The sequence below is a fragment of the Psychrobacter muriicola 2pS genome (genome assembly GCF_904846535.1).
Classification (GTDB): Bacteria; Pseudomonadota; Gammaproteobacteria; order Pseudomonadales; family Moraxellaceae; genus Psychrobacter; species Psychrobacter aquimaris.
The window spans coordinates 1-1,951 of the sequence record NZ_CAJHBC010000023.1 but is presented as its reverse complement, the minus strand read 5'-3'; the positions used below and the strand labels follow the sequence as shown (position 1 = coordinate 1,951).

Here is a 1,951-nt window from a genome sequence, read left to right as displayed (position 1 = left end):
TAAAGACGTCGACGATGATTTGCGAGCGTTCGACAAAAGCGGCAAAGGCGGCCAGTAGGGCAAAAAGCATAAAGTAGGAGACGATCTCTACACTGCCTTTGACGGTAAAGCCAAACTCACCACCAGTAAGTTTAAAGATGTAACGGGCGACGACGTCTAGCATGGTGGTGAGGACGATAATAATAAGACTGATGCCGCCGATAAGCTGGCATAATCTGGAGATGAAGGTACTAATTTTGACTAAAAATGCCATGTGACACCTCCAATGGGTTATACCACTTTACAGGCGGCACTGGCAGCTTTGGCTTTTGCATAGACACCATCAGCATCTAAACCCAAAGCATTAACGTCATTTAAATATTTTTTAGTGCCCTTTTCGAGTGGACCTTTCCAATCTGGATCATTAAGTGGATCAGGGATTTCAACAATTTCATCGCCTTTATCTTTAGCCGCTTGTATAGCCATTTGGTCATGCTTATCAAATACTTCACCAACTTTATTCGCCAATGCCATTCCTGAGTTTTTATCTAAGACTTGCTTTAAGTCATCAGGTAAATTGTCATATTTATCCTTATTCATAGTGACCATAAGCGCCGAACTATAAAAAGGAATGTTAGTATGATATTTGGTGATTTCGTCAATTTTAAATGCTGTTACGGCCTCCCATGGGAAACTTAATCCATCAACAACCCCACGCTGTAGAGAGGTATACATATCATTTGCGGGTAGACCTACTGGTGAAGCGCCAGCACTTTCGATAATGTCACCTGCGACCGCAGAAGGGCGGCGGATGCGCATACCTTTCATGTCTTCAGGAGTCCGAATCAATTTATCCGTAGTATGCAATGAGCCAGGCCCAGCGCCATACATGAATAGTAGATGTGAGTCTTCATACTCACTAGCAAGCGTACCATCCTCATAAAGAGTCTGTAGCATACAACCCATCTGAGTCGCTGAGTTTGATAAACCAGGAAGTTCAGTGATTTGAGTTAAAGGAAAACGACCACTGGTATAACCATGTGCTTGTGAACCAATATCTATCGTACCTTTAGCAGCAGATTCGTAGGTAACATCTGCTTTAGCAAGACCTGCAGATGGATACAATTCTACTTTTAGACGACCATTAGAATCTGCTTCTATTTGTTTGGCCCAAGGTTCAAAGACCTCTGTGCTAATAGATGAGGTTGCTGGCCAAAAGTGAGAGAAGCGTAAAACAGTCGTTTCTTGAGAGTTGGCTGATGAGCCATCAGTCGTGTCAGCGGATTGGTTAGAACAGCCTAAAAGACTGACAGCCGCTAGGGCACCAATTGAAAAAAGAGGAGCTAGCTTCATTATCAATTCCTTTTGATAATTATAAGAGTAGGAGTAAAGCTGATATTTAGTACTTTAAATTAAAAAATAATGAGTTATCTACAAAGTTAAAACATTATTTTTATAAACCTGTAATAAACATACTATTTAAAATTAGCAGCTATAATGATATAAGTCAAATCATTTTGGATGAGTAAGCCAGTAATATATTCAATAAATGTACACAAATTTATGTAGATCGAAATTGATTAAATTGAGGTCATGTCCTTGAAAGCAGAGTGACATAATATTTTTAGAGATTTAATTTTGACTAGCTATAGGTGAGCTATTCTACAGTTGGAGAAAACTATAATCGATACAATACTATCGAGCGTAGATTATATAAATAGTACATCTAGCCAGAGAGACACCGTAGCGACTTGGCATTTATTTGATATAGATAACAGTTACGTTAAACCCAACCAAAACACACAAAGAAAAGCCCCTCAACAATTAAGTTAAGGGGCGATTCAGGAATAGAGAGCTGACGATGACCTACTCTCACATGGACGAATCCACACTACCATTGGCGCTATGATGTTTCACTTCTGAGTTCGGGAAGGGATCAGGTGGGGCCATCATGCTATTGTCGTCAGCAAAG

1 protein-coding gene, 1 rRNA gene and 1 pseudogene are annotated in these 1,951 nt (G+C 40.1%); all 3 read right to left on the bottom strand.

Going from position 1 to position 1,951, the window contains the following annotated elements:
- A pseudogene (locus JMX93_RS14255) lies at positions 1-253 on the bottom strand (TRAP transporter small permease); the annotation flags it as partial.
- A gap of 17 nt (positions 254-270) precedes the next feature.
- A complete protein-coding gene (locus tag JMX93_RS14250; protein ID WP_198333481.1) occupies positions 271-1,332 on the bottom strand; it encodes a TRAP transporter substrate-binding protein in 1,062 nt (353 codons plus the stop codon).
- A 500-nt stretch (positions 1,333-1,832) separates the two neighbouring features.
- A 5S ribosomal RNA gene (gene rrf, locus JMX93_RS14245) occupies positions 1,833-1,947 on the bottom strand.
- Between the last annotated feature and the right edge of the window lie 4 nt (positions 1,948-1,951).